The organism is Streptomyces sp. NPDC005820 (assembly GCF_040630255.1).
Taxonomy (GTDB): domain Bacteria; phylum Actinomycetota; class Actinomycetes; order Streptomycetales; family Streptomycetaceae; genus Streptomyces.
The window spans coordinates 118,468-141,697 of the sequence record NZ_JBEXXE010000017.1 but is presented as its reverse complement, the minus strand read 5'-3'; the positions used below and the strand labels follow the sequence as shown (position 1 = coordinate 141,697).

Genomic DNA, 23,230 nt, shown 5'->3' with positions numbered 1-23,230 from the left:
AGGTCTGAACGATTGCGGATGATTCGGTTCGAGTTGTGGCGCGCCTGCACCCTCCCCCACTACCAATGTGCGACCGCATGTGAATCCGCCCCGTTCCGGGGGCCGGCGGGTGATCAAAGCCCGCGTACGGACGTGTCACGGTCCCCGACCGCCGGGAACAGCGATTCCTGACCCGTTCAGCGCGGGGCTAGCGGGCCTGGGCACGCCCTTCGTTGACGCCGCCCAGCGCCACGCAGGCGCAACAGCTCTGCAGAACGGGAGATGCACAGCTCGGTGGTGAACGACGTGCGGCTGGCGACCGTATCCCGCGTTGTGCGGGAGGCTCGGGCTCTGGCGTCTCCGGGCGCGCGACCGATGGAACGGGTCGTGCGGGAGATCGGGCTGCTCGGCTTGGTGGCGCTGCTCACCTGGGCGTCGGCCACACAGTGGTTCAGTCCGGAGTGGACGCCGACAGGCTCCCACGCGGAGGGGACTCTGACCTGGGCGTCCGTGAGCGGTACGGTCCTCACCATGCTGCTCCGACTGTGGTCGCCGACCGCCGCGGTGATCGCCGCGACCGCGTCGTTCGGCTGGTGGCCCGTGTCGGGCAGCGCTGTCGCGGTGGCGGCCTTCAGGGTGTGCGGACAGCACAGGTCGGCAGCGCGTCGGTTCGCCGTCCTGGGTGTGGCCGCCCTGATCGGCTACGGCGTAGCCGTGCTCTCCAGCCCCATGCCGACCTCCGTGGTGACTGGGCTTCACCTGCTCACGGCCCTGGTCTGCCTGGGGTTGCCGGCCGGGGTGCGTGCCCTGCTCGGAACGGCGGACCGCGTGATCCAGGCGCTGCGGGAGCGTGCGCTGTTCCTGGAGGAGAACTACCGGTTGACTCAGTCGACGGCACGTCTCAAGGAACAGTCCCGCATAGCCCAGGAGATGCACGACCAGCTCGGCCACCGGCTCAGCCTGATCTCTCAGTACGCGGGGGCTCTGGAACTGGCGTCGGCCGAAAAGGCGCGTATCGACGGTGGCGGGGGCGACGGCAGCGAGGCCGCTCTGATCCGCGGGACGGCCCAGACGGCGATGCGGGAACTGCGCCTGATCCTCGGCATCCTGCGGGCCCCGGGCCGCGAGGCCGCGGCGCTGCAGCCGGCCGAGGAGACCGGTGTTCGCTCGGACATAGAGCGGCTGATCGAGGAATCCCGGTCGGCAGGTGTCGACATCGGCCTGACGTGGCAGGGAGCCGACCTGTCCGATGTCGCCGCTCCCGTGCGACGGGCCATGCACCGCATCGTCCGCGAGGGGCTGACCAACGTGCACCGGCATGCGTCCGGTTCGGCCGTCAGGGTCGTGGTCGAGCGCGGCCGGGACACCGTCCGCGTCGACCTCCGCAACGGAAGCAGTCCCTCACCGTCGTCCGGCAGGACCCCGCTCGCGCCAGGTACCGGAATGGGACTCGTCGTTTGCGTGCAGGAGCGGGTGGCCCTGCTCGGTGGGGATTTCTCCGCCGAGCCCACCGAGGACGGCGGTTTCCGGATGAGCGCCGAACTGCCTTTGCGCGAGCCCACGGGGTCCGTACCCGGCACCCGGCGGGGCCGGCCGAACGGGTTAGCCGTCGACGACCGGGCGACACCGGCCACGACGGCTCGAACTGCCAGGCCGCATACGCCTTTCGGCTACTGGGTGCGCCAGGGCACAGGCGCGGTGTTCGCCGCCTGCCTGGTCGGCGTCGCGGCGCTGATCTCCCTTGCGTTCTCCGTGATGCCCTGGTCCTTCGCGGACTACCGCAGGATGGTGACCGCCCCCCTGTCCGAGACGGTGAAGCTCGGTATGACCCGGGAGGAAGTGACCTACATCGCAGGCCAGGACGACCCGATGGCACGGCTTGCCGCCCGACTCGTGGAGTCACCCACCCCCTCCCCCGGCTCCTAGCATCTACGTGCAGGACTGGGATTTTCAGGCCCGTATCGTCCGGATCTGTTTTCGCAAGGACCGTCTGATCGGCATGGACGATTACGACATCGACGACGACGTCACCGGAGATCCCTAGGATGCGACGGGTATGAGCGCTGATCCGACCGGGCCGATCCGAGTCCTGCTGGCCGACGACGAGGCCCTGATGCGGGCGGGCCTGCGCCTTGTCCTGGCCCGCGCCGAAGGCATCGAGGTGGTCGCGGAGGCCGCCGACGGCGCCGAGGCGGTCGACCTCGCCGTCAGCCACCGCATCGACGTGGTGCTGATGGACATCCGGATGCCCCGGGTGGACGGCCTCGCCGCCGCCGAGAGGCTGGCTGCCCTTGCCTCCTCGGTACAGGTCGTCATGCTCACCACGTTCGGTGAGGACGAGTACATCACCCGCGCGCTCCAGGCCGGCGCCGCGGGCTTCGTGCTGAAGGACACCGGACCTCAGGAACTCATCCAGGCGGTACACGTCGCCGCGCGCGGAGACGCCATCCTCTCCCCGCGCATCACCCGGGACCTGATCGACCAGTACGTGCTCACCCATGGGCGACGGAACGCCGAAGCACGACGGCTGTCACAAGTCCTGACCGCCCGCGAGCAGGACGTGCTCGTCCTGGTCGGCCTCGGGCTGTCCAACGCCGGGATCGGCAGAAGGCTCCACCTGGGCGAGGGCACCGTGAAGACACATGTGCGGCACATCCTGACCAAGCTGGGCTGTGCCAACCGTGTCCAGGCCGCGATCCTCGCTCATGACGCCGGCCTGCTGTCCGCGGAGTGAGTCTCATGGAGCCACCCGTACGTCGTCACTGACATCCCTTCACCGGTTTACCTTCCTCGACCGTCTGTGCCATCTACCGATCGGACGAGAAGGCGTGGCCGTTCGGGTGAGGTGCCGGGCTCTCCCCCCAGGCAAGAGTCGGACCCGGCGGTCGCCAGAGGGCGGACCGTGACATTCGCTCATGTCCTGTGGCGCACAGGCCTGGTGGGAAGGGAATCGATGGGGTGGCAGGGGAAGGCGGAAGCAGAAAAGGAATCGTACGCAGGGCGGTCTTTGCGGGTGTCGCCTCCACCGCCCTGCTGGGCACGGTCGGCGGGGCACTGCCCGCGACCGCTGTGCCGGGGGCAGGAGCTGACGGCGGTGCGGGGTTCGGTGCTGCGCCGTCTGTGCAGGGCACGGTGGGTCGTACGGTCGAGCGGATCACGCTGATCACCGGGGACACGGTGGCCCTGGACGCCAGGGGCAGGGTCACAGAAGTCGGGCGCGGCCCGGGACGCGCCGGGATACCGGTGTCCGTGCAGCGCTTCGCCGGGCACACGTATGTGACTCCCGTGGATGTCGTCGGCCTGCTGGCCGAAGGCCGTCTGGACCGGAGGCTGTTCGACGTGACGGGGCTCGCCGCCGCCGACTACGACGACGCGCACCGGCGGAGACCCTCGACGCCCGCACCGCCAAGCCCATCCGCGTCACCGCGCCCGACGCACGGGCACGTCTGCGCAGTGCACAGCTGCTCTTCGCGGCCGGTACCCCAGGGACCGGGTACTACAACGGTGTGATCGCGGACGACTACGACACCGTCCGGGTGGCCCAGGCCGGGCCGTCCGCCCCTTCGAAGGACTTCGTCGTCCAGTACGGCGGGATCTGGCAGCGCGGAGCCACCGATCCGCTGTACGGCCTCGTCGTCACCCGCAGGGGATCGATGTTCACCGGACTGAACCGCACCGTCTCCGCACGCGGTCTGGCGAAGATCGTCACCGCCATGGGGCCCGTCCCGGCGGGCGCCCGGGTCACGCCCGGCGCCGCCTGGACCGTACCCGGCTGGGAAGGGGACATCAACGTTCCCGAACTTGCCGGAGTCGCGCGGAAGGCGCCGTACGGCTCAGCGGTCAACTACGTATCCGCGGAAGGGGGCCTGCGCTGGAAACTGGCTACGACCGTCGGTACCGATTCCCTGGTGGGGTACTGGGAGGGTGAGTTCCACCGTTACCAGCCCGGCCGCACCTACCGGGAGAAGAACTTCGACACCGCTGTGTTCGGCCCGTCCCTGCCCGAGAGCTACGGCGGACAGTACGTGGGGTCCGACTACGCGCTCTGTGTGCCCCTGTTCAGCGACGGCGCCGGCCACACCGGCTACCTCGCCCCTTCCCAAGCCGCGTACCGCACCCGGTTCACCATGGGCGACACCGTCCTCCTCGACGAGAAGCAGGACTTGTGCAACACCCTCGAAGGAGGCAGCGGACTGAGCAACCGCACCGCCCGCTATCGGCTCAGCATGGACGCGACCCGCAAGGCCGCCGTGTACCGCGTCGGCACCCGCGTCTCCATGGTCTGGGACTTCACTCTGCGGCCCTCGCCCGACGACTTCGCCGACATGCCGTTGTCCGTCGTCCGTTTCACCCCGAAACTCGGCCTGGACAGCACCGCCGAGGCAGGGACCCGCATCACCGTCCCGCTGGTGGTCCAGGGCGCTGCGGCGGCCCCGGGCGCGCTCAAATCCCTGGCCGTCAAGGTGTCCTATGACGGCGGGCGCACCTGGAAGAGCACGGCGGTCCACGGTGCGGCCGGCGGCAAGCGGTCCGTGACACTGACCCAGCCGAAGACCCCGGGCTCGGTGTCGTTCCGTGCCACGGCCGTCGACAACAGGGGCAACAGCGTTACCCAGACGCTGATCAACGCCTACCGCACCGTCAGTTGAGCTGACGACACGCTGACCACAACGGTAGGACGACGCCGCCGGTTCGCCGCCCCCACGGTGGACCGGCGGCGTCGGCGTGTGCCCCGGGCGGTGGGGCACATACGTACATGGAATACGGTGTGGGTGCAGACCGTGCCGAACCTTGCGGCCGGCGCTCTGTTACTGGCCGTGGTGAACGACGCGGCGGACCATGGTCAGGACGAGGGGGCCGGGCTGCTCCGGTTCGTGGCGGTGTTGTCGCTGCTGATCGCGGGGGCGCTCCTGCTGTGCGGCGTTTTCGCGGGCAAGCGGTCGAACGGCATCCGTGTCACGGTCATCGTCATCGAGGCGCTGAGCCTGCTGAGCGGGGGGCGGCGGAACCGGTTCGACCAGTGAGGTACGTACCGAAGGGCGTGCCCGGGCCGGCCGCCGACGGCGAACGCCTCTCGAACGGGAGCAACCCGACTACCGCTTCGACATCAACCGCCTCTTCGTCACATCAACAGGCCGAGCCACAACAGCAGTTCGGCAAGGCCGTCCGGGGTGGTCAACAGCGGCAAGGACATCGTGCTCGGCGTCACGGGCAAGAAGGCCGTTCCCGTCACGTTCACCGCCTTCGACGAGGAGGGCGTATCCCTCACCCAGGCCTTCCTGTGGCAGGGCACGGCAACGGCACCGCGGGGACCTGGAAACTCTTCCTGGGCGTCTACGACCTCTACGCGAACGCCAGTTACGACGACGACGTCGCCAGGACCAAGATCAAGCGTGCCGCCAAGCCGACCGCCAACGCCTCCCCGGAGCCGGTGAGGAAGGGCAGGACCATCACGGTCACCGGCAAGCTGAGCCGCGCCGACTGGACCACGGGCAAGTACGCGGGATACGCGGGCCGGCCGGTGCAGTTGCAGTTCCGCAAGAAGGACCGCTTCGTGTTCGCCGGCACCACCACGACCGGCTCGGCGACGGCGCCCGGCGACCTCGTCGACGTCAGGTAGGCGGCTTCCCGGCCGAGACCGCGGTGGCCGGTTCGCGGAGCTCACCGGTCACCGCCGAGGGCACCCGGAGCAGGCTCAGGCCTGCTCCGCGCGGCCGTCCCCGAAACGGCTCCCGGTGCGGCGGCGGGTCATCAGCGCGGCCAGGGCGGTACGCGAGGAGATCCCGGTCTTGCGGAAGGTGCGGGAGACATGGGTCTCCACGGTGCGCCGGCTGACGTAGAGCCGGTCCGCGATGGCCTGGCTGGTGAGCCCTTCCGCCACCAGTTCGGCGATCTCCAGCTCCCGGGCGGTCAGGGTGGCCAGCCGCTCGGTGAGTTCGGAGCGGTCCGGGGAACCGTACGGGGCGCTGGAGACGCCACCGGGCGGACGGGTGGCGTCGGCGAGGCCGACCAGCATTCCGCTGCCGCCCGCCTCGGCGAGCCGGTGCCCCCTGATCCAGGCGTGCGTGCCGCCCCTACCGCGGCCCGCCGCCGCTTCCAGAGGTGCGCCGAGCAGCAGGGAGTGGGCCTCCCAGAAGACCGCGCCGCAGCGGGCGCTCTCCGCCGCGGCCTCCGCGAACAGGTCCGCCGCCGCTGCCGTGTCCCCCTGCGCCAGCGGCAGATGGGCGGTGCTGCGCAGCGCGGACGCCCGCTGCATCGGCAGCCCCAGCTGTTCCGCCTCCTTCCGCGCCCGCTCGGCCCAGCCGCGGGCCTCCTCGGACCTGCCCGTCACCAGTGCGGACGTGACCAGGATCTCCAGGTAGAGCGGCCGCATCGACGGCTGGATCCGCTGCAGTTCGGGGCCGCCGGCCTGAAGCATCGCCTCCCGGGCGCGGACCGGGTCGCCGGCCATGAGCGCGGCCCAGCCGTAGATGCACCAGGCCGTGGAGGCCCACCAGTCGACCCCGGTACCGGCCGCGGCCACCGCCTCCTCGGCGACGGCGAGAGGGCGTGGATCGCCCGGCGGGCAGGCTGCGACGAGAGCCGCGGCCTTGCTCGCCAGTACGAACGCGAGCAACTGGTCGCTGCCGATCCCGCGGGCGATGTCCTCGGCCTGGTCGGCGAGTTCCAGCGCCGAGGAGATCCGGCAGGTCTGGACCCGGACATGGGACAGGCACAGCAGTAGATGAGGCACGACATAGAGCTGACCGCTGCGGCGGGCGATGCCGAGGCCGCGCTCCGCGTGCCGCTCCGCGTCCTGGTAGTGCTCCAGGAAGGCCTCCGCCCAGCCGAGCCGGGCCAGTGGTTCGCACAGCGCGGTGAGGTCGTTGTCGGGCAGGGAGTCGACCAGGGCGGCGGCCTGCCGGGCGAGCCGGTGCGCCGCGGTCATGTTGCCCTCGTACGCCTCTCCCAGGGCGGCGACGGCGAGGACGCCCGCCTCCCCGACCTCGTCCCCCGTGGACCGGGCCGCCGTGAGCGCCGCCTCGACCTCGGTGCGCACCCGGGCGTACGAGGTGTCGCTGTCCTGGGGCGCGGCCGAGCCGAGCTCCAGGCCGAGCCGGACGACGTCGGCCGGTGCGGGGCCGCGGGCCAGTTCGCGGCGCAACAGCGCGACGGCCTCGGTGCAGCGCCCCAGATGACGCTCCACCAGCGCGCACAGGACGACCGCGCGCACCCTGAGGCCCTGGTCCTCGCCGGTGGCCGGGCCACCGGGTGACCGCCGTGGCGTGGCGATCAGCTCCTGGAGCAGGTCGCGGCTCTCGCGCAGGCCACCGCACGCGGCCAGCGCCCGGGCCCGCCGTAAGACCAACTCGCGTCGCCGGGTGTGGTGTTCGGGAGTGTGCGGGAGGTGACGGAGTGCCACATCGAGCCAGTGGGCACAGCTCGCCGGAGCCGTTCGGGCCGTTTGTGCGGCGGCCTCGTCGAGCACGGCCACCGCTGCCGGGTCCCATTCGGTCAGCGACTGTTCGACGTGGTGGGCCCGCACGGCGGCGGAGGCGCCCGCGCGGGCCAGTTCCTGCGCGGCGAGCCGGTGGATCTCGACGCGTCTCAGGAAGGGCGTGCTTTCGTGGACGAGGGTCCGTACGACCGGGTGCCGCAGGGTCAGCAGGCCCTGCGGAGCGGAGCGCAGCAGGTCGCGGCGGGTGAGAGCGTGGACATCGTCGGTGAACGCGGTGCCGGAGCGGCCGGTCACCCGGCTCACCATCGCCGGGGTGGCGTGCTCGCCCAGTACCGCCACGGCCTCGACGACGCCTCGCCGGGAGGGGGCGAGCACGGTGAGTTCCTCCAGCAGCAGGGTGCCCAGCCCGGGCGGCGCCGAGGACTCGGGCGCCGTACCCCCGCGGTGGGCCTGAAGGAGGGTCAGGAAGTAGAACGGGTTGCCCTCGCTCGCGGCGTACAGCGCGGCGGTCTCGGCGGGCGGCAGTCCGGGGCCGGCCAGTTCGGCGCAGTGGTGTGCGCTCAGCGGTCGCAGGCCGAGTCCGACGACCGTGCCGGTGTCGAGTCCTCGGGTGAGTCTGGCGGCGAGGGACTCGGGACTCTGGCGGTCACGGCGCGTCACGGCCACGACGACGGGGGCGTGCACGGGATGGCGTACGAGATGGTCCAGCAGCTCCAGTGACGCCGGGTCCGCCCAGTGCAGGTCGTCCAGGGCCAGCAGCAGCCCGGACGGGGCGGCGAGCCGGGCCAGCAGGGCGGCCGTGGACCGGTGCAGTCCAAAACGGTCGCCCGCGCCGCTCCGCTGCAGAAGGGGCGCCACCGCGTCGGTCTCCTGGAAGCCGTCCAGGGTGTGCGGGTCGAGGTGGGCGAGCGCGTCGGTGAACACCTGGAAAGGCACCTGCCGCTCGTACTCCGTGGCCCTGCCGCGCAGTACCGTCATTCCGCGTCGGCGTGCCCGTGCGCAGACCTCGCCGAGCAGCCGACTCTTGCCGATGCCGGCCTCACCGGTGATGTCGACGAGCCGGGAACGGTCGCTGTCACGGTACGTCTCGCCCCTCGCGGTGCCGCGCGCGTCGCCTGCCGCGCGGTCGAGCAGCGCGTCGAACCGGGCCAGTTCGACGGAGCGACCCAGCAACGGAGCCCCGTTTCCGCCGCCCCCGACTACCCCGTCCGCTTCCACAGTCGCCCCCTGTCTTCACATTCCCCTCACGCATCATTCTCTCCCGGTGATCGTCGTAACCGCCGCGCCGGAACGTGCTCTCCACGTTCCGCACGCGTGGCGACCCCGGCGAGACTGTCCATTTTCGGACACTTGATCATCACAACTTCGCCGCATGGGTGTTGCTTATGTCGGTCAATGCATCTGTTTGACCGGGGAGTTGACCGAACCTGTAACGAGCCGGCCTTCACCAAGCCACCAGTGGCTGACAGATGCGCCTCCAGTTGGCTGATCTCGAACGGTTCGTCAGGAGCTTGGCATGTACGAGGTGTTCGGCAGGTGCGTTCGGGTGCCTTCGGTGGGGATGTCCGGGCTGGTGGCGCTGCGCCTGGCGGCAGTCGGTGCTGGTCTTGGGCATCGCGCGGCTGACCGCCCGCCTCCTCGGACGGCGGACGCCTCGGTGTACGCCAACCCGGACGGCACCACCACCGCCGAGTCGTACGCCGGTCCGGTCCGGGTCGAGCAGGCGGACGGCACCTGGCGCACGGTCGACACCGGCCTCACCGAGGTCGGCCCCCATCTGGAACCGCAGGTCTCCCCGGCGGACGTCACGGTCTCGGACGGCGGTGACAGGGCCCTGGTCTCGGTCACCCGGGGCAGCAAGGTCTTCGGTCTGGACTGGCCCGAGAAGCTCCCGGCCCCCACGGTGGACGGGGACACCGCCTCCTACGACGCGGGCGACGACGCCACCCTCACCGTCAAGGCCCTCTCCCCGGGCTTCGAGCAGTCGGTCGTCCTGGACAAGGCGCCCACCGAACCCGTCGTCTACCGAATACCCGTGCACGCCGACGGGCTGACGCTCTCCCAGGCCGACTCCGGGCATCTGCTGCTCAAGGACGCCGACGGCAAGCTGGTGGCCGAGGCCCCGGCGCCGATGATGTGGGACTCCAGCGAGGACAAGGCCTCGGGGGAGCCGGAGCACCGGGCGCAGGTCGACACGAAGGTCGAGACCGCCGACGACGGTTCGCAGACCCTCGTCCTCACCCCGGACCCCGCCTTCCTCGCCGACAGCGACCTCGCCCACCCGGTGACCGTGGACCCGACCTCGACGCTCGCGGTGACCACCGACACCTGGCTGCAGACGCCCGACTGTCGGGAACCTATGACGCGGGCGCGGACAAGGCCCGCTCGTATCTGAAGTTCGACGTGTCGAAGTTCGCCGGCAAGGACATCACCGACACCAACCTGGCGCTGTACTCGTACTACTCGTCGACCTGCTCGACCTCCGGATCCGGCACCACCGTCCGCCGGATCACCTCCTCCTGGTCGTCGACATCGGTCACCTGGGCGACCCGTCCGTCCTCCACCGGGACCGGCACCGTCGTCAACACCGGCGCGCACGGCTACTCCTCGTCCTGCCCGGCGGCCTGGTCCGACTGGGACATCGACGAGAGCGAGCCGGCCGCGCCCTTGGTCTACGCCCATGTGACTGTCTAGTGTGATGCGCCCGAAATTCTGATGGTCAGTAAGTACCCTGTTGGCATCTCGCATTCGGGGCCTTCTGCTGTGGCGATCACGTTGTCCGAGGCCGAGCGTGCCGAGTTGGTGCGCCGGACGGGATTGCCGCACCGGCGCACGGCCGAGAAGGCCCGCATCATCCTGGCGTGTGCTGACGGCATGTCAAACGCGTGTGTCGCACGGATCGTCGGTGTCCAGGCCAAGACGGTCGGCAAGTGGCGTCGGGCTTTCGCCGCAGAGCGGTGGCCAGGACCGCCCAGTTCCTCGCGTTGCGAGCCAAGATCGTGCTGCGCTGCGCGGAGGGCGGGACGAACCAGCAGGCCGCGGCCGACCTCGGCATCGACAGGTCGACCGTGGACCGCCGGCGGGCCCGGTTCATCGCGAAACGCCTCGATGGCCTGCAGGACGAGCCGCGCTCGGGCCGGCCGCCCTCGATCCTCCTCGACCAGGTCGAGGAGGTCGTCGTGGCCACCCTGGAATCGGTCCCGGGCCGGGACACGCACTGGTCACGGGCCTCGATGGCCCAGCGCACCGGCCTGTCGAAGTCGACGATCGGGCGGATCCGGAAGCGGTTCGACCTCAAGCCCCACCTGCAGGACTCCTTCAAGCTGTCCACCGATCCGCAGTTCGTCGCCAAGGTCGTCGACGTCGTCGATCAGGGCGTGGCTCGGCGAACACCCCCGCTTCCACGTCCATTTCACCCCCACCGACTCCTCCTGGATGAACCAAGTGGAGCGATGGTTCGGCCTGCCGACCGACAAGCTCATCCGCCGCGGCGTCCACACCTCAGTGAAGGCAGGACCAAGACAGCCGACGAGATCCTCGACTCCCGTGAAGCAGAACCAACCATCAGAATTTCTGGCGCATCACACTAGAAAGCCGCAGGTAAAACCATGCACCCGCGCCACCGGCCTGCCACAGCCCCTTCAAAATGCACTGGTCCCCAAGCGGTCCCCAAGAATGATCAAAGGGCCGCTTCAGATCTCCTCTGAAACGGCCCCTGACCTGCGACTTTGTAAAGTCGGGACGACAGGATTTGAACCTGCGACCCCTTGACCCCCAGTCAAGTGCGCTACCAAGCTGCGCCACGTCCCGTCGCGCTGCCGCGGCGGTGAGCTGCGGGAACGCGCAGGTAAACCTTACCGTACGCGCACGGGCGCGGGCGTCGGGGCCGGGTGCGCGGCAGGCTCCGCGTACGGGCGGCCGGTCAGCCGTCCAGCGGGTGCTTCGGGTCGAGCCGGTCGGCGATCCGCTCGGCGATCGTCTGGGCGGTGTTGCCGCCGGGCGCGTTGCGGCCCACCGTCGTGGACACGGCGATGGTCAGCCGCTGGTGCGGCTCGTACGCCATCACGGCCGCGTAGCCGAAGAAGGACGGGTTCTGCACCACCCAGCCGTTCTTGACGATGACGCCGACGCCGAAGTGGAAGTCCTCGGTCATGGGCAGGCAGATCGTGGCCGGGCACTTCTTCGTGGGGTGGCCGAGACCGACCGTGCCCGGGTTCAGCTGGGTGCGGAAGGAGCTGCGGGAGAGCAGTTCGCCCGCGCCGACGCCCTTTCCGGAGCGGGCCAGGTCGCAGATGTCCTGGGTGATGACCGCGCCGGGGGCGGTGGTCCAGGACGGGTTGAAGTAGGTGGACTCCTCGTAGGTGCCGCGCTCGTCGTCGTAGGCGTGCAGGACGGGCTCCGGGATCACGGCCGTGGTGTTGGCGACCGTGTTGTGCAGCCCGAGCGGGCGGTAGACGCGCTGGCGCAGCAGCTTGTCCAGCGGGGTGCCGGTGATCTTCTCCAGGGCGCGGCCGAGGAGCTGGAAGTTGGCGTGCGAGTAGCTCCAGTTGGTGCCCGGCCTGTACCAGAGGGGGTGGCTGAGGGAGATCCCGACGACCTCCCCGGGGGTCCAGTGCCGCCACGGGTCGGCGTACAGCTTCTTCAGGAAGACCGGGTCGGGGACGTAGTCGTGGATCCCCGAGGTGGAGTCGCCGAGCATGCGCAGGGTGATCTCGTCGCCGTGCGGGAGGTCGGGCAGCCAGCGGGAGACCGGCTCGTCGAGGCCGACCTTGTGCTCCTGGACGAGCTGGAGCAGCACCGTGCCCATGAAGGCGATGCCGACCGAGCCGGTCCTGAAGTGCATCGCGGGGGTGGCCGGCACACCGGTCATGGACTCGCCGACGGCGCCGGTGTACAGGTTCTTCCCGTCGACCGTGACCTTGACGAGGGCGGCCTTGAGATCGAGGTCCTTCTTGGCCTTGCGGACGATGTCGAGGACCTTGCGCGCCTGGCCCTGCGGGTTCCGCGTGGTGGCGCAGGCGCGGTGGCGGTGGTCGGGTGCGGCGGTGGCGACCGCCGTCGGCAGGGTGGCGGCGAGGAGGGCGGCGGCACACAGCACCGCCGTACGGGTACGCGTCATATGCGCACTATGGGTGGATCGCCGTAGCTCCTCCCATGCCAACACTCCGGCCGCCGCGCGCCCGGACCCGTACGGAGGAGCTGACGGGAGTTGACACCTGCTTTGGTCTGACCTTTGAATGGTTCGCACTTCGCGTGTTTCACTTCGTACGCATCCGGCAGAGGGGTGTCCCCGCCGTGGACTTCGAGTTGACCGAGGACCAGAACACGATCCGCAAGGCCGTCGCCGGGCTCCTGAAGGACTTCGACGACCGGTACTGGATGGAGAAGGACCGCGACCACGCGTTCCCCGAGGAGTTCTACGCCGCCGTCGCGGGCGGCGGCTGGCTGGGCATCACCATCCCGGAGGAGTACGGCGGCCACGGCCTCGGCATCACCGAGGCCACGCTGCTGCTGGAGGAGGTCGCGCGCTCCGGCGGCGGGATGAACGCCGCCAGCGCGATCCACATGTCGATCTTCGGCATGCATCCGGTGGTGGTGCACGGCTCCGAGGAGCTCAAGCGCCGCACCCTGCCCCGCATCGCCTCCGGCGACCTGCATGTGTGCTTCGGGGTGACGGAGCCCGGCGCGGGACTCGACACGACGAGCATCACGACGTACGCCCGCCGGGAGGGCGACCACTACGTCGTCAGCGGCCGCAAGGTGTGGATCTCCAAGGCGATGGAGTCGGAGAAGATCCTGCTGCTGACCCGGACGTCGAGGCTCGACGAGGTCGGCCGGCGCACCGACGGCATGACCCTGTTCCTCACCGACCTCGACCGCGCCCGGGTCGACGTCCGGCCGATCCCGAAGATGGGCCGCAACGCCGTCACCTCGAACGAGCTGTTCATCGACGATCTGCGGGTGCCGGTTCAGGACCGGGTCGGCGAGGAGGGCGAAGGCTTCCGCTATCTCCTCGACGGGCTCAACCCGGAGCGCATGCTGATCGCGGCGGAGGCGCTCGGCATCGGCCGGGTCGCCCTCGAGAGGGCGGTGCGCTACGGCCGTGAGCGCGTCGTCTTCGGCCGGCCGATCGGCCAGAACCAGGGCATCCAGTTCCCGCTCGCCGACGCCCTCGCACGGCTGGACGCGGCCGAGCTGGTGCTGCGCAAGGCGACCTGGCTGTACGACCAGGGGCGGCCCTGCGGGCGGGAGGCGAACACGGCCAAGTACCTGTGCGCGGACGCCGGTTTCACCGCCGCCGACCGGGCGCTGCAGACGCACGGCGGGATGGGCTACTCCGAGGAGTATCCGGTGGCCCGGTTCTTCCGTGAGGCGCGGCTGATGCGGATCGCGCCGATCAGTCAGGAAATGATCCTCAACTATCTGGGATCGCACACACTGGGACTGCCGAGGAGCTACTGATGACCGACCGGTCGGGTCTGTTCGATCTCACGGGGCGTTCCGCGCTGGTCACCGGCGCGGCGGGCGGTATCGGCTCCGCCGTCGCCGAGGCGCTCGCAGGCGCGGGTGCGGCGGTGCTGGTGACCGATGTGGACGGGGCGGCCGCGGCGGCCGTCGCCGGGAAGATAGCCGCGGACGGGGGTACGGCGGACAGCGCGCCGCTGGATGTCACGGACCGCTCCTCGGCGGACGCGGCCGTGGCCCGCGCGGCCGGGCTCACCGGCGGCACGCTGCACATCCTCGTCAACAACGCCGGGGTCACCGCCCCCGCCATGTTCGACAGGCTGACGGAGGACTCCTTCCGCCGGATCCTCGACGTCCACGTCCTGGGCGCCCACCACTGCGCCCAGGCGGCGCTGCCGTATCTGCCCGAGGACGGCACGGGCCGGATCATCAACGTCACGTCCTCGGCCGGTCTGGTCGGCACCCTGGGCCAGGTGAACTACTCCGCCGCCAAGGCCGGGATCATCGGTCTGACGAAGTCCCTGGCCCGGGAACTGGCCCGCCGGAACATCCTCGTCAACGCCCTCGCCCCGCTGGCCGCGACCCCGATGACCGAGACCATCCGCACGAACGAGAAGTTCGCGCCCCGGATGCTGGCCCGGATCCCGCTGGGCCGCTGGGCCGAGCCGGCGGAGGTCGCGGGCGCCTTCGTGTTCCTCGCCTCCGACGCGGCGTCCTTCGTCACCGGGCAGGTGCTGCCGGTGGACGGGGGCATGGTCATGTGACAGCGGGGCGGGGCGGCGTATTGAATGGACGGGGTCGGCCGGACCTCTGCAATGGTCCGGCCGAAACGGACGCACCCCCTCACCCCGCACCCCGACGAGAGGCCCGAGACCGTGTCGCCCTCCGAGCAGGAGACCACCCCCCGCTTCCGGACGCTGACCGTGCCGAAGGCGTCGGACGTGCTCGCGAACGAGGTGCGGGAGCGCATCCTGTCCGGGGAGTTCGGCGAGGGGACCGCGCTGCCCCCGGAGCGGCAGCTGGTCGAGCAGACCGGGCTGAGCCGGGCGACCGTGCGTGAGGCGCTGCGGATCCTGGAGGTCGAGGGGCTGCTGGAGATCCGGCCGGGACGTGGGGGCGGGGCCTTCGTGCACCGGCCGGGGCGGGAGTCCCTGGCGAACACCGTGCAGCTGGTGATCCGGGGGCAGGGCATCCGGCTGGAGGCGCTGCACGAGACCCGCGAGGCGATCGAGCCGGCCTGCGCCGCGCTCGCGGCCCGTCGGCGCACCGAGCGAGATCTCGAGGAACTCGACGCGGCCCACGCGGAGTTGACCGGCGCGGGCGCGGACGTGCAGCGGTTTCTGCGGGCCAACGTGCGCTGGCACACCGCCGTGGCGCGGGCGGGCGGCAACGAACTGCTCATCGGGTTCATGAGCGCCCTCTCCCGGTCCATCCACGCGGCCACGGACCTGGAGACCTTCCTGGACGTCGGCGTCCGTGAGCTGACCGCCCGGGCGCACACCCGGATCACGGAGGCGATCCGGGCCGGCGACGAGGCGGCGGCGGCCCGGCGGATGACCCGGCATGTATGCGGGTTCGCGGCGGCGGCGGCCGAGGTGGACGACCGGGAATCGATCTGAGGCCATCAGCTGAGAATGTGATTCTCTATTTCGCGCAACACCATTGACAGTTTCGGTCTGACCTTTAATACCATCCCGGTATGAGCGAGGTGAGTCCCGTACTGACCGTGGCTGCCGACGGCGACATCCGCGTCGTCACGCTGAACCGCCCCGACCGGCTGAACGGCGTGTCCGAGGAGCTGCACCGCAGGCTCTCCGAGGTGTGGCGCGAGCTGGCCGACGACGCCGGGGCACGGGCGGTCGTGCTGACCGGCGCGGGCCGGGCGTTCAGCGCGGGCGGCGACTTCGACCATCTGCGCCGCCACCACACCGATCCGGAGCTGCGGGAGCGGTCGGTGCGGCTGGACCGCACGATCCAGACCGACATGATCCGCTTCCCGCTGCCGGTGGTCGCGGCCGTGAACGGCCCCGCCGTGGGCCTGGGCTGCTCGCTGGCCCTCGGCTGCGATCTGGTCCTGATGGCCGAGGACGCCTATCTGGCCGACCCGCATGTGTCCGTGGGACTGGTCGCGGGCGACGGCGGGGTCACCCTCTGGCCGCTGCTGACGAGCCTGCTGCGGGTGAAGGAGTACCTCTTCACCGGGGACCGCATCCCGGCCTCGACGGCGGTCGAACTGGGCCTGGCCAACCGGGTGGTGCCCGGCGACCGGCTGCTGGACGAGGCGCTCGCCCTCGCCCGCCGGCTCGCCGCCCAGCCCGCCGAGGCCCTGCGCGCCACCAAGGCGGCCCTCGCGACGGTGGTCGAACAGGTCTCCCGGGGCGGCATGGAGGCCGCGCTGCTGGCCGAGCGGGCCACGATGACCAGCCCGGACCACATCCGCATCGTCGACGCGCTCGCCTCCCGGGCCGCCCGCCCGGCGGCGGCCGCGAACGCTGAGGCCGAGGAGGGCTGAGGGGCGTGGAGTCCGAGGAGTTCACCCTGGTCCGCGAGCTGCTGCGGTCGTTCGCGGCCCGGCACCGGATCGGCTCGGCCGACGAGGCGAAGCCCGCCGCCCGCACGGCGGCACAGCAGGCGCTCGACGAGCTGGGCCTCGCCGAGCTGCGCCGTACGGCGATACCCGTCGCCACCGTCCAGGAGTGCGCGCTGCTCGCCGAGGAGCACGGCCGCCACCCCCTGACCACGTCCTTCCTCGGGACGACCCTGCTGGCGCCCGAGGTCGTACGGCTCCTCGGCGAGGCGGGCCAGGAGATCGACGGCACCCCCGCCATCGCCCTCGCCCCCGACCTCGGCCTCCCGCGACCGGGGCACACCGCACTCGTCGCCTGGGACTGCGAGGGCGCCGACAGCGCACTGTGTGTGGACACCGAAGGCACCGTCAGCCGGGCCGAGTTGGGGCCACCCGCCCCCACCGCCGACCTGCTGCGCACCGTGCGCGGCGCCCGGCGCGGGCCGGTCGTCGGCCGACTCACCGCAGCGGCCCTGCGGCACTGGGAGGCCTACGCCCTGGTGCTCGTGACGAGCGAACTCGTCGGCGCGGCCCGGGAGTTCGTCACGCTGAGCGTCGACTACGCCCGCGAGCGCCGCCAGTACGGCCGTCCGATCGGCTCGTTCCAGGCGGTACGGCATCTGCTGGCCGACGCGACGGTCCTGGTGGAGGCGTGCACGAGCGCCACCCGGTACGCCGCCTGGTGCCTGGACCACGAACCGCCCGACCGGGCGCTCACCGCGGCCCGGGTGGCGAAGGCGGAGGCCGGCTCCTCGGCGGTGGAGGCGGTGTACACGGGGATGCAGGTGTTCGGCGGGATCGCCCAGACCTGGGAGCACCTGGCCCATCTGTATCTGCGCAGGGTCCTGGTGGACGCGACCGCGCTGGCGCCCCCCGAGCGGCTGCTGCCCGACCTGGCGGCACCGGAACCGGAGCCGGAGGCGGTGACGGCATGACGGACACGCCCCTGGACTTCGGCGACCCCGCCGACCTCGAGCGCCTGCGCGCCGCCTTCCGCGCCTGGCTGGCCGGGCACCCGCTCCCCGAGCGCCTCCCGGACGAGCCGCTGCCCCTCTTCCTGCACCGCTGGCACCGGCTGCTGCACTCCGGCGGCTGGGTCGGCCTCGACGTCCCCGAGGAGTACGGCGGCCGTGGACTGACGTCCCTTCACCAGGTGGCGGTGAGCGATGAGTTGGGGGCGCGCGGCGCACCCGGTGTCCCCCGCATCGGCTATCTCGCCCACGCCCTGCTGGAGTTCGCCTCCGAGGAGCAGCGCCGCCTGCTGCTGCCGCGCATGCTCGCCGGGGACGACGTGTGGTGCCAGGGGTTCAGCGAGCCCGGCGCCGGCTCGGACCTCGCCGGGATGACCACGTACGCCGAACGCCATGCCGACGGCCACTACACCGTGCGCGGGCAGAAGCTCTGGACGAGTTACGCGCAGTACTCCGACCACTGCCTCCTGCTGGCCCGCACCGATCGCACGGCCCGCCCGCACGCCTCGATCACCGCGTTCGCGCTGCCCCTCGACCGGCCCGGGGTGACCGTGCGCCCGCTGCGGGCGGCCAACGGCGACGACGAGTTCTGCGAGCTGTTCCTGGACGACGTACGCCTGGAGGAGTCCGAGCGGATCGGGGCCGAGGGGGACGGCTGGGCGCTGGCGATGACCACGGTGTCGTACGAACGCAACGCCCTGGACACCGGGCATCTGTCGAAGTACGGGCTGCTGGTGGAGCGGCTGCGGCGGGCCGCCCGGGAGCGGCGCGGCGGACTGCCGGACGGGCTGCTGTCGGAGATCGGGCGCTGCTTCGTCGACTACGAGGTGCTGCTCGCGCACGCCCGCCGCCGGATCGCCGAACGGCTCGCCGGACAGATCGCGGGGCCGGAGTCGTCCGTCGACAAACTGCTGATGACCCGGGCCGAACAGCGCCTGTACGCCACGGCGTTGAAGGTGTTCCCGCAGGAGGTGCACGGGCCCGGCGGGGACGTCTTCGCCGAGTACCTCTACTCCCGGGCCGCGTCCGTGTACGGCGGCACCTCGCAGATCCAGCGGAACATCATCGCCCAGCGCGTGCTGCGCCTGACCGACGGAGCGGACCGATGAGCCAACTCGGGCGGCACGACGTGGAGTTCCGGAGCATTCCGCATGTCATCAGGCTGGCCGCCCGCCGGTTCGGCGACGCGACGGCGCTGGTGGAGGGCGAACGGCGGCTGAGCTTCCGTGACGTGGAGGAGCTGATGCTGCGGTCCGTGCGGTCGGCGGTGGCGCTCGGCGTCGGGCCGGGCGACCGGGTGGGCCTGTGCGCACCGAACTCGGCGGAGTGGATCGTCGCCGCGCTCGGCATCCAGGGCGCGGGCGGGATCGTCGTGCCGCTCAACACCCGTTTCAAGGCGGGGGAGATCTCCTACATCCTGCGCAAGTCCGGGGCCAAGGCACTCTTCGCCGCCGCGTCCTTCCTGGGCACCGACTACATCGCCGCGCTGAAAGAGGCGGACCCCGCTCTTCCGGCGCTGGCGAGGACGGTCTCGCTGCTCGGGCCGCGCGGCTCGGCCGGGCTGAGCTGGGAGGAGTTCCTGGCCCTCGGCGAGGGGGCGGACGTCTCCGCCGCACACACCGCGATCGACCGGATCGGCCCGGACGACGTCTCGGACGTGATGTTCACCTCCGGCACCACCGGCCACCCCAAGGGCGTGATCCTCACCCACGGCCAGTCGCTGCGCGCCTACGGCTGGATGTCCGAGGAGTACACCTTCCGCGCCTCGGACACCTTCCTGGTCGTCCCGCCGTTCTTCCACTGCTTCGGCTACAAGGCGGGCTGGCTGGCGTCCTTCCTGCACGGGGTGACCGTCGTCCCCATGGCGGTCTTCGACGCCGGCCGGGCCCTGGAGATCATCGAGCGGGAGCGGGTGAGCATCCTCCTCGGCCCGCCCACGATCTTCCACGACCTCCTCGACCACCCCGACCGCGCCGGACGCGACCTCTCCGCCCTGCGGGTGTCCATGACCGGCGGCACGACGATCCCGGAGTCGCTGATCCGGGCGATGAAGAAGGACCTGGGCTTCGACATCGTGCTGAGCGCGTACGGACTCACCGAGTCGACGGCCCTGGTCACCTCGACCCGCCCCGGCGACGGCGAGGAGACCGTCGCCCGCACCACCGGCCGCCCGATCCCCGGCGTCGAGGTACGGATCGCCGCCGACGACAGCGCGAACGGGGTCGGTGAGGTCCTGGTGCGCGGCTACAACGTCACGCGCGGCTACTGGGACGACCCGGCCGCCACCGCCGAGGCCGTCGACCCGGACGGCTGGCTGCACACCGGGGACGTCGGGCGGCTCGACCCGGACGGCAATCTGTCGATCGTCGACCGGAAGAAGGAGATGTACATCGTCGGCGGGTTCAACGCCTACCCCGCCGAGACAGAGAAGCTCCTCCTCGGCTACGGGCCCGTCGCCCAGGTCGCGGTCGTCGGCGTGCCCGACGAGCGGCTCGGGGAGGTCGGCTGCGCCTTCGTCGTCCTCCGGGCGGGCGCGGAGGTCACCGAGGCGGACGTGGTGGCCTGGGCCCGGGAGCACATGGCCAACTTCAAGGTGCCGCGCCATGTGCGGTTCGTGGCGGAGCTGCCGCGCAACGCGAGCCAGAAGGTGCTCAAGCACGAGCTGCGCGCGCGGTTCGGGAGCCGTTGAGATGGGGCGGGAGGGCCCCCTCGCGGGGATCACGGTCGTGACGCTGGAGCAGGCGGTGTCGGCCCCCATGTGCACCCGTACGCTCGGGGACTTCGGGGCGCGGGTCATCAAGGTGGAGAACCCCCGGGGCGGTGACTTCGCCCGGCACTACGACGATGTCGTGGGCGGTCTCGCCGCGCACTTCGTGTGGGCCAACCGGGGCAAGGAGTCCGTCGCCCTCGACCTCAAGTCCCCGGCCGGGATGGAGGTGCTGCACCGGCTGCTGGACCGCGCCGAGGTGCTGGTCTCCAACCTCACGCCCGGCTCACTGTCCCAACTCGGTCTCTCCGTGCAGGACTTGGAGGCGAGGCACCCGGATCTGATCCATGTCGGGATCGACGGATACGGCTCCGGCGGCCCCCTCTCCCACAAGCGCGCCTACGACCTGCTGGTCCAGGCCGAGTCGGGGGCCTGCGCGGTGACGGGCAGCCCGGGACACCCCGCCAAGCCGGGGCCGCCGGTGGCGGACGTGAGCAGCGGGCTGTACGCGGCGCTGTCGGTGATGGCGCTGCTGTACGACAGGGAGCGCGGCCGGCGGGCGCCCGCGTCGGTGACCGTGAGCCTCTTCGACACCATGGCCGAGCTGATGGGGTACCCGCTGACCTACACCCGGCACTCGGGCGTCGAGCAGCAGCCGCTCGGGATGAGCTCGCCCGCCGTCGCGCCGTACGGCGCCTATCCGACGGCCGACGGGCAGACCGTCGTGCTGGGGACGACGAACGACCGCGAGTGGGACCGCCTCGCCCGTGAGCTGCTGGGACGGCCGGACCTCGCCGACGACGACCGGTTCCGCGGCAACGCGGGCCGGGTGGCGCACCGGGCCGTCCTGGACGCCGAGATCACCGCCTGGTGCGCGCGGCACGGCCTGGCGGACGTCCAGGACCGGGCCGACGCGGCGGGCATCGGCAACGCCCGCTACAACACGCCGGGCGAGGTCCTCGCCCATCCGCAGCTCGCCGCCCGCGACCGCTGGCGGGAGATCGACACCCCGGCGGGTCCGGTACCGGCGCTGCTGCCGCCGCCGGTGATCGACGGCTACGACCCGCCGATGGGCGCGGTGCCGGCGCTGGGGCAGCACACCGACGCATTGCTCGCCGAACTCGGCCTGTCCGAGCGGGAGATCGCCGGGCTGCGGGAACGGGGTGCGTTCGGATGAGCGTGCTCCTGACGCGCGACGCCGACGGGGTGCGCACCCTGACCCTCAACCGGCCGCACCGCCGCAACGCCCTCGACGCGGAGCTCTGGGAGGCGCTGCGGGGGGCCCTGACCGAGGCCGGGCGCGACCGGGGCGTACGGGCGCTGGTGCTGACCGGGGCGGGCGGGGCGTTCTGCTCCGGGGCGGATCTGCCCAAGGAGGTCAGCGCGGCCCATCCCCTGTACCGGATGCGGACGTTGACCGATGTGGCGCTGCTGCTGCACGAGCTGCCGGTGCCGACGGTCGCCAAGGTGACCGGGCCGGCGGTGGGCGCGGGCTGGAACCTGGCCCTCGGCTGCGATCTGGTGGTGGCGACCCCGGAGTCGACGTTCTCGCAGATCTTCGCGCGGCGCGGTCTCTCCCCCGACCTGGGCGGCTCCTGGCTGCTGCCCCGGCTCGTCGGTCTCCAACAGGCCAAACGGCTGGCCCTGTTGGCGGAGACGGTCGACGCGGCGCAGGCCCGGGCGCTCGGGCTGGTCACCTGGGTGGTGGACGCGGGCGAGGTGGACGCCTTCGTGGACGACGTCACCGCCCGGCTGACGGCCGGGCCGCCGGTGGCGCTCGCCCAGACCAAGGCGTTGCTGAACGAGGGCGCCGATCGCACCCTGCGGGACGCCCTCGCGAACGAGGCGCGGGCGCAGTCGGTGAACTTCGCCACCGCCGACGCCCCGGAGGCGTTCGCCGCCTTCGCGCAGAAGCGCGCGCCGCGCTTCACGGGCCGCTGGGCGGTACCGGGACGAACGGAGGACATGTGATGCGGGAAGCGGTGATCGTGGCGGCGGTGCGCACGCCCGTCGGCAGAAGGGACGGGGGGCTGGCGGACGTCCATCCGGCCGACCTGTCCGCCGCCGTGCTCGGCGCCCTGGTGGACCGCACCGGCCTCGACCCCGGGACGGTCGACGACGTGATCTGGGGATGCGTCTCCCAGGTCGGCGACCAGTCGAGCAACATCGGCCGGTACGCGGTCCTCGCGGCGGGCTGGCCGCAGAGCGTGCCCGGGACCACGGTGAACCGGGCCTGCGGGTCGAGTCAGCAGGCCCTGGAGTTCGCGGTCCAGTCGGTGCTGTCCGGTCAGCACGAACTGGTGGTGGCGGGCGGGGTGGAGGTGATGAGCCGGGTGCCGCTCGGCTCGGCCAGGGCGGGCGGGACGCCGTACGGCCCCCGGGTCCTCGCCCGCTATGACGACTTCTCCTTCAACCAGGGGCTGTCCGCCGAACTGATCGCGGACAAGTGGGGGCTCACCCGGGAGCGGCTGGACGCGTTCGCGGCGCTGTCGCACGAGCGGGCGGCGGCCGCGCAGGACGCGGGCGCGTTCGCCGGGGAGATCGTTCCGGTGGCGGGGGTCGGGGCGGACGAGGGGATCCGGCGGGGCAGCAGCGTGGCGACGCTGGCCCGGCTGAAGCCCTCCTTCCAGGAGGACGGGGTGATCCACGCGGGCAACGCCTCGCAGATCTCCGACGGCGCGGCCGCCCTGGTCGTCACCACCCCCGAGCGGGCACGGGAGTCGGGGCTGCCGCCGCTGGTCCGGTACCGGGCGGGCGCGGTGGTGGGTTCCGATCCGGTGCTGATGCTGACGGGGCCGATCCCGGCCACCGAGAAGGTGCTGCGCAAGGCCGGGGTGGGGCTCGCCGAGGTCGGGGTGTTCGAGGTGAACGAGGCCTTCGCGTCCGTGCCGCTGGCCTGGCTCGCCGAGACCGGCGCCGACCCGGAGCGGCTGAACCCGCTCGGCGGTGCGATCGCCCTCGGGCATCCGCTGGGCGCCTCCGGGGCCGTCCTGATGACCCGCATGATCCACCACATGCGGGCGCACGGACTGCGCTACGGCCTGCAGACCATGTGCGAGGGCGGCGGCACCGCCAACGCCACCCTCGTCGAACTCGCCTCCTGA

At 71.6% G+C, this 23,230-nt stretch carries 18 protein-coding genes, 1 tRNA gene and 2 pseudogenes; 18 read left to right on the top strand and 3 right to left on the bottom strand.

Annotation, left to right across the window (positions count from 1 at the left end):
• The first annotated feature begins 366 nt into the window (after positions 1-366).
• From ABZ464_RS22250 to ABZ464_RS22230, 5 genes and pseudogenes are all read left to right on the top strand, one after another.
• Positions 367-1,905 carry a histidine kinase gene (locus ABZ464_RS22250; RefSeq protein ID WP_359279356.1) on the top strand — a complete coding sequence of 513 codons (1,539 nt, stop codon included), beginning with the start codon at positions 367-369 and terminating at the stop codon, positions 1,903-1,905.
• A gap of 130 nt (positions 1,906-2,035) precedes the next feature.
• A complete protein-coding gene (locus tag ABZ464_RS22245; RefSeq protein ID WP_359279355.1) occupies positions 2,036-2,713 on the top strand; it encodes a response regulator transcription factor in 678 nt (225 codons plus the stop codon).
• Positions 2,714-3,485: 772 nt separating this feature from the next.
• The gene (locus ABZ464_RS22240) at positions 3,486-4,628 is read left to right on the top strand and encodes a hypothetical protein (protein ID WP_359279354.1); all 1,143 of its coding nucleotides are present in this window, start codon (positions 3,486-3,488) and stop codon (positions 4,626-4,628) included.
• 123 nt (positions 4,629-4,751) lie between these two features.
• Positions 4,752-5,003: a hypothetical protein gene (locus tag ABZ464_RS22235; protein ID WP_359279353.1), complete on the top strand. Its 252-nt coding sequence runs from the start codon at positions 4,752-4,754 to the stop codon at positions 5,001-5,003.
• A gap of 144 nt (positions 5,004-5,147) precedes the next feature.
• A pseudogene (locus ABZ464_RS22230) lies at positions 5,148-5,599 on the top strand (hypothetical protein); the annotation flags it as partial.
• A 75-nt stretch (positions 5,600-5,674) separates the two neighbouring features.
• Here ABZ464_RS22230 and ABZ464_RS22225 read toward each other — a convergent pair.
• The gene (locus ABZ464_RS22225; RefSeq protein WP_359279352.1) at positions 5,675-8,590 is read right to left on the bottom strand and encodes an AAA family ATPase; all 2,916 of its coding nucleotides are present in this window, start codon (positions 8,588-8,590) and stop codon (positions 5,675-5,677) included.
• 484 nt (positions 8,591-9,074) lie between these two features.
• Here ABZ464_RS22225 and ABZ464_RS22220 point away from each other — a divergent pair, with 484 nt between their 5' ends.
• The 3 genes and pseudogenes from ABZ464_RS22220 to ABZ464_RS22210 form a co-directional block, all read left to right on the top strand.
• On the top strand, positions 9,075-9,812 hold the full coding sequence (locus ABZ464_RS22220) for a hypothetical protein (protein ID WP_359279351.1): 738 nt from the start codon (positions 9,075-9,077) through the stop codon (positions 9,810-9,812).
• Positions 9,813-9,820: 8 nt separating this feature from the next.
• Entirely contained in the window at positions 9,821-10,111 is a 291-nt protein-coding gene (locus ABZ464_RS22215) for a DNRLRE domain-containing protein (RefSeq protein WP_359279350.1), read from the top strand.
• Positions 10,112-10,132: 21 nt separating this feature from the next.
• Positions 10,133-10,635: pseudogene (locus ABZ464_RS22210) on the top strand (helix-turn-helix domain-containing protein); the annotation flags it as partial.
• 518 nt (positions 10,636-11,153) lie between these two features.
• On the opposite strand, the gene ABZ464_RS22205 reads toward ABZ464_RS22210, so the two are convergent.
• Together ABZ464_RS22205 and ABZ464_RS22200 are read right to left on the bottom strand one after the other, a co-directional pair.
• A tRNA-Pro gene (locus ABZ464_RS22205) sits at positions 11,154-11,227 on the bottom strand.
• A 112-nt stretch (positions 11,228-11,339) separates the two neighbouring features.
• A complete protein-coding gene (locus tag ABZ464_RS22200) occupies positions 11,340-12,536 on the bottom strand; it encodes a serine hydrolase domain-containing protein (protein ID WP_359279349.1) in 1,197 nt (398 codons plus the stop codon).
• A 176-nt stretch (positions 12,537-12,712) separates the two neighbouring features.
• On the opposite strand from ABZ464_RS22200, the gene ABZ464_RS22195 reads away from it, so the two are divergent.
• The 10 genes from ABZ464_RS22195 to ABZ464_RS22150 all read left to right on the top strand — a co-directional run bounded on the left by ABZ464_RS22195 (position 12,713) and on the right by ABZ464_RS22150 (position 23,230).
• Positions 12,713-13,879: an acyl-CoA dehydrogenase family protein gene (locus ABZ464_RS22195; RefSeq protein WP_359279348.1), complete on the top strand. Its 1,167-nt coding sequence runs from the start codon at positions 12,713-12,715 to the stop codon at positions 13,877-13,879.
• Positions 13,879-14,646, top strand: a complete 768-nt coding sequence (locus ABZ464_RS22190) for an SDR family NAD(P)-dependent oxidoreductase (protein ID WP_359279347.1) — start codon at positions 13,879-13,881, stop codon at positions 14,644-14,646. Before ABZ464_RS22195 ends, ABZ464_RS22190 begins: the two co-directional genes overlap by 1 nt.
• Positions 14,647-14,697: 51 nt before the next feature.
• On the top strand, positions 14,698-15,501 hold the full coding sequence (locus ABZ464_RS22185) for an FCD domain-containing protein (RefSeq protein WP_359279346.1): 804 nt from the start codon (positions 14,698-14,700) through the stop codon (positions 15,499-15,501).
• Positions 15,502-15,581: 80 nt separating this feature from the next.
• Positions 15,582-16,394 carry an enoyl-CoA hydratase/isomerase family protein gene (locus ABZ464_RS22180; RefSeq protein WP_359279345.1) on the top strand — a complete coding sequence of 271 codons (813 nt, stop codon included), beginning with the start codon at positions 15,582-15,584 and terminating at the stop codon, positions 16,392-16,394.
• Between the two features lie 5 nt (positions 16,395-16,399).
• Positions 16,400-17,383 carry an acyl-CoA dehydrogenase family protein gene (locus tag ABZ464_RS22175; protein WP_359279344.1) on the top strand — a complete coding sequence of 328 codons (984 nt, stop codon included), beginning with the start codon at positions 16,400-16,402 and terminating at the stop codon, positions 17,381-17,383.
• Entirely contained in the window at positions 17,380-18,528 is a 1,149-nt protein-coding gene (locus ABZ464_RS22170) for an acyl-CoA dehydrogenase family protein (RefSeq protein WP_359279343.1), read from the top strand. Before ABZ464_RS22175 ends, ABZ464_RS22170 begins: the two co-directional genes overlap by 4 nt.
• Positions 18,525-20,108 (top strand): FadD3 family acyl-CoA ligase, encoded by a 1,584-nt coding sequence (locus tag ABZ464_RS22165; protein ID WP_359279342.1) that lies wholly within the window; start codon positions 18,525-18,527, stop codon positions 20,106-20,108. The genes ABZ464_RS22170 and ABZ464_RS22165 overlap by 4 nt, the downstream gene beginning before the upstream one ends.
• Before the next feature lies 1 nt (position 20,109).
• On the top strand, positions 20,110-21,303 hold the full coding sequence (locus ABZ464_RS22160) for a CaiB/BaiF CoA-transferase family protein (RefSeq protein ID WP_359279341.1): 1,194 nt from the start codon (positions 20,110-20,112) through the stop codon (positions 21,301-21,303).
• Positions 21,300-22,097: an enoyl-CoA hydratase-related protein gene (locus tag ABZ464_RS22155; protein ID WP_359279340.1), complete on the top strand. Its 798-nt coding sequence runs from the start codon at positions 21,300-21,302 to the stop codon at positions 22,095-22,097. The genes ABZ464_RS22160 and ABZ464_RS22155 overlap by 4 nt, the downstream gene beginning before the upstream one ends.
• Entirely contained in the window at positions 22,097-23,230 is a 1,134-nt protein-coding gene (locus tag ABZ464_RS22150) for a thiolase family protein (protein WP_359279339.1), read from the top strand. The genes ABZ464_RS22155 and ABZ464_RS22150 overlap by 1 nt, the downstream gene beginning before the upstream one ends.